The organism is Proteus columbae (genome assembly GCF_002777965.1).
GTDB classification, from domain to species: Bacteria; Pseudomonadota; Gammaproteobacteria; order Enterobacterales; family Enterobacteriaceae; genus Proteus; species Proteus columbae.
Genome location: NZ_NGVR01000023.1, coordinates 377,557 through 386,948, shown reverse-complemented (window position 1 = coordinate 386,948; position 9,392 = coordinate 377,557). Strand labels below are relative to the sequence as shown.

General features: G+C 36.9%; 14 protein-coding genes and 1 pseudogene. 2 read left to right on the top strand and 13 right to left on the bottom strand.

All coding sequences use genetic code 11. The features are described from left to right. Positions 1–297: 297 nt before the first annotated feature. The 13 genes and pseudogenes from CBE70_RS12775 to CBE70_RS12715 form a co-directional block, all read right to left on the bottom strand. The gene (locus CBE70_RS12775; RefSeq protein ID WP_100159643.1) at positions 298–495 is read right to left on the bottom strand and encodes a TrmB family transcriptional regulator; all 198 of its coding nucleotides are present in this window, start codon (positions 493–495) and stop codon (positions 298–300) included. A gap of 73 nt (positions 496–568) precedes the next feature. After that, a complete protein-coding gene (locus tag CBE70_RS12770) occupies positions 569–1,180 on the bottom strand; it encodes a hypothetical protein (protein WP_100159642.1) in 612 nt (203 codons plus the stop codon). Positions 1,181–1,325: 145 nt separating this feature from the next. Further along, positions 1,326–1,856 (bottom strand): antiterminator Q family protein, encoded by a 531-nt coding sequence (locus tag CBE70_RS12765; protein WP_049210189.1) that lies wholly within the window; start codon positions 1,854–1,856, stop codon positions 1,326–1,328. Beyond that, the gene (locus CBE70_RS12760; protein WP_100159641.1) at positions 1,844–2,155 is read right to left on the bottom strand and encodes a Ref family recombination enhancement nuclease; all 312 of its coding nucleotides are present in this window, start codon (positions 2,153–2,155) and stop codon (positions 1,844–1,846) included. Before CBE70_RS12760 ends, CBE70_RS12765 begins: the two co-directional genes overlap by 13 nt. Before the next feature lie 11 nt (positions 2,156–2,166). Further along, a complete protein-coding gene (locus CBE70_RS12755) occupies positions 2,167–2,760 on the bottom strand; it encodes a DUF1367 family protein (RefSeq protein ID WP_100159640.1) in 594 nt (197 codons plus the stop codon). A 113-nt stretch (positions 2,761–2,873) separates the two neighbouring features. Beyond that, positions 2,874–3,761 carry an AbiTii domain-containing protein gene (locus CBE70_RS12750; protein ID WP_100159639.1) on the bottom strand — a complete coding sequence of 296 codons (888 nt, stop codon included), beginning with the start codon at positions 3,759–3,761 and terminating at the stop codon, positions 2,874–2,876. Between the two features lie 21 nt (positions 3,762–3,782). Beyond that, positions 3,783–4,052 (bottom strand): annotated as a pseudogene (locus CBE70_RS18530) (hypothetical protein); the annotation flags it as partial. A gap of 6 nt (positions 4,053–4,058) precedes the next feature. Then, a complete protein-coding gene (locus CBE70_RS12740) occupies positions 4,059–5,432 on the bottom strand; it encodes a replicative DNA helicase (protein WP_100159638.1) in 1,374 nt (457 codons plus the stop codon). After that, positions 5,425–6,018, bottom strand: a complete 594-nt coding sequence (locus CBE70_RS12735) for an ATP-binding protein (protein WP_100159637.1) — start codon at positions 6,016–6,018, stop codon at positions 5,425–5,427. The genes CBE70_RS12740 and CBE70_RS12735 overlap by 8 nt, the downstream gene beginning before the upstream one ends. Then, a complete protein-coding gene (locus CBE70_RS12730; protein ID WP_100159636.1) occupies positions 6,011–6,862 on the bottom strand; it encodes a helix-turn-helix domain-containing protein in 852 nt (283 codons plus the stop codon). Before CBE70_RS12730 ends, CBE70_RS12735 begins: the two co-directional genes overlap by 8 nt. Position 6,863: 1 nt before the next feature. Continuing rightward, entirely contained in the window at positions 6,864–7,088 is a 225-nt protein-coding gene (locus CBE70_RS12725; RefSeq protein ID WP_100159635.1) for a hypothetical protein, read from the bottom strand. 17 nt (positions 7,089–7,105) lie between these two features. Further along, on the bottom strand, positions 7,106–7,561 hold the full coding sequence (locus CBE70_RS12720; RefSeq protein WP_020945464.1) for a toxin YdaT family protein: 456 nt from the start codon (positions 7,559–7,561) through the stop codon (positions 7,106–7,108). Between the two features lie 48 nt (positions 7,562–7,609). Continuing rightward, complete coding sequence (locus CBE70_RS12715) at positions 7,610–7,855, bottom strand: transcriptional regulator (protein WP_100159634.1); 246 nt, start codon at positions 7,853–7,855, stop codon at positions 7,610–7,612. Positions 7,856–7,960: 105 nt separating this feature from the next. Between CBE70_RS12715 and CBE70_RS12710 the strand changes: the two genes are divergently transcribed. After that, positions 7,961–8,653, top strand: a complete 693-nt coding sequence (locus tag CBE70_RS12710) for a S24 family peptidase (protein WP_100159633.1) — start codon at positions 7,961–7,963, stop codon at positions 8,651–8,653. A 401-nt stretch (positions 8,654–9,054) separates the two neighbouring features. Further along, positions 9,055–9,387 carry a hypothetical protein gene (locus CBE70_RS12705; RefSeq protein ID WP_100159632.1) on the top strand — a complete coding sequence of 111 codons (333 nt, stop codon included), beginning with the start codon at positions 9,055–9,057 and terminating at the stop codon, positions 9,385–9,387. The last annotated feature ends 5 nt before the right edge of the window (positions 9,388–9,392 follow it).

Here is a 9,392-nt window from a genome sequence, read left to right as displayed (position 1 = left end):
TTGAGTTTAAAATCAAGAGAATATTTAGCCATAGAAAAACACCCCAAAGTTGGTGTCCAACTTTTGGGGTGCAGTTCAAAGGGAAGTGTTTTTATATAGCTGAGTGAGTCATCATTGACTAAATTCACACTGTTTAAAATCACAGTATTTTTCATAGATCAGGAGAACCTTTTTTGATAAGCTCACCATGCTTTGTGCACATAAGCAGTGGGCTTTAGTTTGTCCGTGATCTACCAGAACGGGTGAATGACTGTAAAGGTGCTACCAACACTTTTACAGTCGCCCATTTTCACAGTATTAGATATTTTGAAATGTATTTCCTTTGATGTTTTCTTTGATTAGTCCCGCCATTGCCAACTGCGTTAATATCAATTGGCAACGTTCCTCAGTTAAATAGGTGCATTCTGCAACTTCATTTACCGTAACCTCCATCGTGTGCGGAACAACTTCAAAAACAAGTCTTGCCTCTTCTGTCATATCACTATGTTTTAACATGATATTTTAATACCTTTGGTCAGTTATTGGTCGTGAACACACATGTAACTCTGAACAAAGGAAACAGCAAGCTTTACTTGACAAATTTGTGGTAAACCACCGCAGTTAAGTCTTTATTATCTTCTTTTGAATATCTTTTGTATTTGATTAAAGACCCTGCTTTTTCATTTGAGTCTTCGTATATTTTATCTAGCCATTCATTCCAGTTAGCGTTGTACCCAACTTCATTACGCTTAGAAACAACAACCAGAATAAATAGTTTCTTTATTTTGTTATAATCTGCAATCTTCGCTTTAGTCGATATCTTACTTATGTTGGATAACTTAGTGATATCATTTCTACAAGCTATATTATATTTTGATTGAGTTGCAGGCGTTGCTATTTTTAATTCAATTGCACACTGACCTATTTCGTTTGAAACAAATAAATCTAGGTATCTACAGCTATATTTAGTTCTAATTTGATTCTCAACACCAACAACTTCTTCTTTAATAACCACTCCTGGTGTGAAATCAACGTTGTATTTCTCATTCCTAAAATACATCGCTAGCTCAGTGGTTAGCCACAATTCAAACGAAATACCTTCCTCTGCAAAATACAAAAAATAGTTTTTTTTCTTAGAAAACATTTCGTTATAGGCATCATAGAGCAGTTTTTCTATTGTACTTTCAACACAATACGACATTAACTCATCCTCAAGTAAAATATAAAAACTATATTTTACTTAAGCATAAGTTTTTGTCTGTAGATAAAAGCAAAAAACCCAGCGCATTAGCTGGGTTAGTTGGTGAAGTTACAAAAAAGGCAACTTACCTTGAAATAGTGGCTCATTAGTTCAAAGATGTCAACACGTTTTTGCTATTTCGCTTCTCGATCATCTCTTTTTCTCTATTTTTAAATGCATCTACTAGAGGTTGGTATAATAAATATTCAACAGCATTTAATATTTCTTCTACCTCTCTACGGCATGTAGACATAGATGGCTTTCTTTCTCTTAACATGCCATTTCTACGAGCCATTATTCTTGGTTCACTATTCTTATGATAATGACGAGCTATAGCTCTATCCGATGCACAAAAAGCATATCGACTAAGTAACATATTAAATGCCTGAATATCTATGTGATATATACTGTCAACAACTCTCTGAATAAGTAGACCATCTTCATCACTACACGTAGGTCTATACGGATAATCACGTCGTTCTACTCTTTCCATAAATTGAGCGATCATACTACTCTGTCGTTTATCTATACGTCCGCTATGTACCCATGTACCAAATCGAGTTAACCAATTCTGAAGCCAAGCTTCTCGTGTTTTATCAAGTTTTAACCCATCAGATATACTCTTTATACTCGACATACTCGTAACTCCATTACTTCTTGCTTAGTCTGTTCTAATAACTCAATCTCGGTACCATGAATTTCTTGCCACGATTTAGGCGAAGCGTGAAAGCCGGTTTCGTAACACGCTCTATGATGTGGAGGACACAGTGGTAAAACATCTGTATGACTGGCTCGCTGTGCCATTCCCTGCCCTGTTCTAACGTGATGTATTTCCGCTCTACTTGCCCCAAGTCCCATATTACGACAACAAATACAACCGAGTTCTGCTACATCTGATAGCCACTTCTTTTCTTCTTTGGTCTTTGATTTGATCATTGGTCTTGCCTCTATGTGAAACTTAATAATTGAGATACTGTATTTTCTACAGCTTTTTGAGTGGGGAATTGCTTACGAAGGATAAAATTCCAAAGCACATCGAGTGTGGCTTTGTAGAGTTCGCTAAATGCTAAGTCGTCCATATTTGCAAAACTGATTGATTTAGCGACACGACGTAAACTACCGTCAGGCATTTCAAACGTGTCGTAATAACCGGCTTGCTCTACAACCCAATAGCGAAAAGCATTAAATGATTTTGTTGCTGAGATATTTTGTGCACGTTTTTGTGCGACTTCTTCTAGATAGATATCGGATGCTGATAAGAGCGCGTCAGCATTATCCGTGTAATATGAAAGGAATGTGATGTAACCACGCACAAGCTCTTTTTCTTCAGGTGAAATGGTACCGCCAACTGGTTCCCAATATTCATAGCCTAAGTTGAGTAATGCGAAGTATTTACGATGGAATCGAGGGTTACGGGCTTTCTTAAAATTCGCTGAAAGCACATCACCACATTTGATTTTTGAATGCAGAAAATCTCTCGTAACAGGGTTAGCTGGTACAAGAGTATCGTTAGACATTTTGATAAAGCTATGCTGTGCCATACTTGACTCTCAGTTGACACAGCAAATGTTTAAGATTGGGTGTTCAGACCAATGGGATTATTTTATCAGAAATACTTATTTCTTCAAAAGAAGATAATTTTAAATTTAAAAAATTAAATAAATAATTCTTTAAGTTTAGATACATAAGGTGTTATTACAGATAGAACAGATGCAGAACCACCAGCAATAGTCATTATTTCGACTAGTTTTGTCATAACACCCGTTTGGTCTTTAACACTTTTCATCGACTCAATATGTGGGATTATATCATCAATAATTTGAGAGTCTTTTCCCTGCTTTTTTATCTCTAATAATTCAGAAAGTAGTTTATCTATTAAATCATGAGATTGAACTTGTAAATTTTGATTAAAATTTTCGCTGGCATTAGCAACATTAGCATTACCATAAATATGGTTATTAAAGGTTTGAGTCACTATTTTTTCGTCTTGTTTTGACAATTTAATATCCTCTATATTCTCTATTTTTCCTTCTATTTCCAATAAAAACCTAAGTGTTTTATTTTTTATAGAATCAATTACGCTATAACAAGCCATCCTTGGTAAAATCTCATATGCCCTAGTGCAAAAGAAACCTTGATATAACCTATTGAATAGAGGTAAAGCTGACATGGGTATATCTCTTACAGGATCATCATCAGCTGAGTACGAAAGTAGACTTTCTATATATGACACTGGATAGTAAACTTTCCCTGAGCCAAAACTATCCTGTAAAAAATCTGGCAATAAATGCTTATCAATTTGCAGTGCAGAGTGATTCGCACCTGCTCTATTAGAGAAGTCCCCTCTAATTACAGTGCCTACTATGCGGTAATCAGGAATTGCATCATCACCATCATATCCATCTAACTCTAACTCAGTCCATTTAATAAATGTGTCGTTGTTTATCTTATATGCTAACACTGAACATTTACGTAAAATATCCGTTATATTTGAACTTGGATTTAAAATATCATTTTGTATTTCGGAGAAAAGAGATGGCATTATTAGCTCCTATTTTTCTTTCTATTCTACCCCCAATTTAAGCTTGTGCCACCCCTTGGTTACCCAGCACTTAGAATCACCATCAAGGCAACATTCCATCACTGGTAACCGTTCACCACATTTACCACAACAACGATTGGATAATTCCGCAATCTCGCGCTTAAGTCTCGCATCATCATTTCGTATGAGCATTTGAATATATTCACTTTCATCATATGGATCACGTCCTGGTCTGCGCAATGCACAATTTCGCTTAATCATTTCATGTTCTTCTGATTCAACTTGCCTCTGTTTTAACTAAAATGCTTTTTCTGCGTAACGACGGCGTTTATCACTTTGCTGTGATTGCTGTTGCATTTTGGACACTTCTGACGCTGTAATTTGGTCGGCAGGCAGATAGTGGCCATTCTTAAATTCTTGATATATTGTGCCAGTTTCTCCATGCCTAAATTTATCAATAATGATCTCGGCATAATTTTTCGCGGGGCTATTTGGGTTATATACGGCCTCCCTATATGTAAATAAAATTAAGTCAGCATCTTGCTCTAAGCTACCAGAGTCGCGTAAATCAGCAGAAACAGGACGGCGTTGATTAATAGGTCTTTTATCAACATCACGAGATAGCTGGCTTAACGCAATAGTTGGCGTGTGTAATCGCTTTGCCAACCCTTTTAACGATGCAGAGATTTTTGCAATTGCTAAATCATTACGTTCCGCTTTAGGTTTTTTAATTAACCCTAAATAATCAACAAAAATTCCTTTCAAATTTGGATATTTACGTTTGTGGTTTTCACTGATTGCACATATTTGTTCAATAGTTAGATTACTCGCATCGATGATATGAATATCTCTATCCATTAAATGGCCTAGTGCTGAACTTAAACGCCCCCATCCTTCATCATCCAATCGCCCACTATGTCTCAATGTTGATATTGGCAATTGTGCAGAACCGGCAACTAAACGCTCAGTGATTTGCTGATTAGACATTTCCATCGAGAAGAACAATGCACCGCCTCCATCTCTGGTCATACCTTCAGTCATCGTTAGTGCAAGCTCTGTTTTTCCCATTCCCGGACGACCACCAATAAAAACTAAGTCTGTTGGGTTAAAGCCTCCTATTTTGTCATCTAAAGCTTCAATACCACTTTTAATCATCCCAACAGCATCTTCCCCTTTGTTTCTGCGTTCTAAAACATCTACATAGCCTTCAAGTAGTGTATTTAAATGCACAGGAAGTAGGTTCTGACTACCAATTGTCAGCTGACCAATTTGTGTTGCAAATTGATGAATAAATTCTTCAGCTTGTTCATGATTATTTGCAGTAGTAATATCATTTTGATACTTGGAAATTAATTGAATTACTTCTCTAACACGATAATAACTATAAACTTTTGAGGCATAGCCTTTTAAATTTGCTGTCCAAATAGGTGTTTTAGATAGCTCAAGTAAATTTGCTAAATCGCCTTTTTCACCTAACGCATCAGCAATAAAAAAGGGATCTATTAAAGAACTTGCTAGCGCTTGTTTTTTAATTTCTTTGTAGACATTACGAAAATATCTAGAACTAAAGGCTTCTTCAGGTAATGTGGCTAATACCTCATATGCATCTTGACTAGCACCACCAGCTAACAAACCACTAATCACCGCATGTTCTAATTCTTTCTCATGCATGATGATTACCTCTGCGATATGTTGGCCAGTTAAACGTTAATACCGTTCCACCCTGTAATAATCTGTCCACGACTCGTTCACCAAGCATTTCTTGTAGATCAACAACGGGCAAGTTGCTTATCAAAATTGTAGGTAGCAAATCTTCGTAGCGATCATTAATCAACTCAAACAAGATATTACGTTCAGAATCAGTGCCATACTGAACACCAATTTCATCAATAATTAACAAATCAGGTGTGCAGTATTTTTCAAGTACATCAAGTTCACTGAATTCTGAATTTCCAGCCCATGTTCTTCGAAAAGCGCGAATGATACGTGAGGCTGTGGTAATGAATACCGTTTCTTGCAATTCTCCGGCAATCTGACGAGCGATTGATACTGCAAGGTGTGTTTTACCAGTTCCGGGTGTTCCACACAGCACAAGCCCCTCTCCTGCGTTTTTTCGGTCACCCCAAGTTTCAACGTACTGCTGACAAATTTTTAAATTATGTTTTGCTGTTGGCGTTGAGGCTACAAATGATTCAAATGTCGCATTAGCAAAGCGAGGTGGAATATTCACCGCAGTTAGTAAATTTTGTTCAGACATTTCCACCTCCCACAAACCAATGCGGATCTTGAGACTGGTAATCTTTTTCGCTAAACCCAGTGTGAGAATTTACTTTTTGAGTTTGTACTACTGGTCTTTCAGGAAATAGCCCCTGCCAACCGTTAGCAATTGAATTGCAAATCACAGCATTGGCATCGGAGCAAAGCGATAATTTTTTTGCTTGTTGCTTGCACATGGTTTCTGTCAGCGGTTTTTTAATCTCTTTCCTGAAGTTAATCCAATCCTGCCAAACCTCATCACTCACATTTGACGGTTTAGATAATTTTGGATCGAATTTATTGTTCGATTTTTTCCCCTCGAGTAATTCTTGTGGATCATGTTTTGAATTTACTTGTGGATCATGTTTTGAATTTACTTGTGGATCGCCTCCAGATTCTGGACGGTGAAAACCCACTTGAACGCCAGATTCTGGAGGGTCAAAACGTATATTTTTATCGTTTTCTGTACGGTCAGAATCTGAACGGTCAGAATCTGGACGGTGATAATTTGATAGTTTTTCACGCTGTTTTCTTAATTTTGCATTTTCTTCTAATGCAATTTTTTCTAATTTATCGACATTTAAAAAATATAAATTTGAAGCGTTTCGATTACCATTTCTACGTTGTTTTTTAACCAACCAACCATCATTTTCAAGTTCATTACATGCATTGCGAATTGTGCTAATTCCAGCACCAATTTGACGACTGATTGTTTCAACACTGGGATAAGCGATCCCTTCATCGCTTGAGTAATCAGCTAGTCGTACCATGATCATTAATTTGGTACCTTTAACACCTGAAACAGCACATGCATCCCATACATAGCCCGTTAATTTATTACTCACGTTACACCCCCAATGATTTAGCTATGGAGCGACATGCACTTTGATACTGCGCAGGCGTTAAATTCTTTGACAGTAATTTTTGTTTTTGCTTTTCATACTGTTCCCAAACTAACAGCGCAATAACACGTCTACCCTCAAAAATATCCCTAATTTCTGATATATGGGCAGGTTTATCATTCAGCATAAACCCATTACGGTATGTGATTTTTTCAGTTGATCTAATCATTGGTCTTGCCTCTTGAATTAATGCACGCTGGTCGGGCGTGATATCTCATTTAATGCACGTACTACATTGTTTATTTGGTGTGACATGTCACGACCTTCTAATAAAATTTCAGTCATAGCATCAGCAAAACGCTGAATGGCCACGGTTGCTAAATAGTTTTTTGTATCTCCACGTACTCGAGCTAACCTTGAAGCCGGTAGTGCCATTTCAATCGCAGGCATTAACTCCGCAATTTTTCTTTGAGATGCGCGAGAATCACCACGTAACCAACGGAATATCTGTTGCCGGTTATTGTTTATTGCTTTCCAGTCTGCCTTACCCGTTTGATCCTCAATGGCATGTAATCGACCATGTTCTTGATTAATCACTAATCGTAAGTAAGCTCGGCTAATCTCAATAGCAACATGTTCTTGCCCTTGTTCTACAGCCCAGTCCTCAATTTCAGCTCTGATAATGTTGATATCAAAATTCATTTTTGCGTCTCCTGTCGCTAGAAAAATTGATTACGCATAATCAGTTTTTTAATTTGATACCTGTAATACTGATGATGATTTAGGAAGCCCATCAAACTGATTTGGATAAATTTCTGGCGCAACCTCATGAGGTGTTACTTGCCAATTTAAGCATTCACACAGGCTTAAAACCTTTAGAGCAGGAACGCCATTTTTGAACCATAAATGCACTGTTTGAGGCTTCGTATTTAATCGTCGAGCAATCTCTGATTGGCTCGCTAGATTGATAATTTTGTTTTTTATACAAGGTGTCATTGTTTTCTCCTTTTTGAATTACAAGTTAATCTTACAATCAAACACACAACAATATCAAGTTTTTCTTGAAGTGATCCCTACAAGGAAAGCTTGTAATATAATTTTATGAAAAAGAATCCGAATGAAGTATCAGCTACACGTATTAGCCAAATACTAACCGAGCGAAACTGGTCTCAATCAGAATTAGCTCGTAGGCTCGGTGTTAGCCCTCAATCAGTGCAATTTTGGGTGAGCGGTAAAACAGCACCTAGAGGTAATAATTTAACAGCATTGTCTAGTCTCTCAGGATATCCAGAACATTGGTTTTTTATGAGTGATGTTTCAACTGAAGTAATGAATAAGCCAGTTGTCCGTAAGAATGATTCTTATCTTGTTGAACTACTTGATATAGAAGCAAGCGCAGGCCCTGGCATTATTAATAAAAGTGAATTTATTGAAACAATTAGAGCTATTGAATATACATCTGATGAAGCACTCCGCTTATTTGGCAACAGACCTAGTGCTAATATAAAAATGATCACTGTAGTTGGTGATAGTATGCAAAATACTATTGAACCAGGAGATCAGGTTTTCATAGATGTTCACATAGATTATTTTGATGGTGATGGCATTTACGTTTTCATTTTTGGTCAAACATTGCACATTAAAAGACTTCAAATGATAAAGAATAAATTAACCGTTATCTCTGATAATCCCAATTACAGAGATTGGGATATTGATAAAGAAGATGAAGACCAATTCTTCATTTTTGGTAAAGTCCTCCTCAGTCAATCTAGAACATACAAGCGTTACGCTTAAAATCCTTTCATAAAATTCAAACTAAATTACAGGGGCTTAATAGCTCTTGTAATTTTTTACACACATAATTACAAGAATTATTTGTAAAATAGACTTGCAATATTCAATTTTAACTTGTAGATTTACTAACAACAAAAACAACACAGCAAGTGTTTAGGTAAGTGTTCAGACCTTCTTATTCAGCACTAGGGAATATTTCAGACCAAAGCTACAAAGACATGACCATGACAGCTCGGAAAGACGAGCAATAAGTTACAGACGTAAAAAAACCCACCGAAGTGGGTTCCTTTACCTCGGGTCGCCGACCAAAGCTAACCGAGAGTTCTACTAGCGCGACCAAACGCTAGAAGAGGCAAGACCAATGATAAATCACTGATCGCAGTTATTTTAAAGGAGTTGCTATGAAAGCACAACCTGAAAGCCTAACCGTCACACTCTATATTCACGCTCAAAAACAGTTCGATGGTTCTTATCAATATAACGCCTACGCATTTAAAGCAGATCCTAATGATGGACTAGGTTTCGTTATTGCAGAACACACTGTTGATGTTCCTTTTAAAGAGCCAACTCAAACTGATCTCGTTCACGCTGAAATTGATTTTCTACGCAATGAGCAAGATAAAATTCTTTCTGATGCCCAAGTGAAATCAAGCTTGTTAGAAGATCAAATCCAAATGTTACTTTGCTTGGAAGGCAAACCCATTTCGAAAACTGACGAAGAAATCCCTTATTAAGAGGC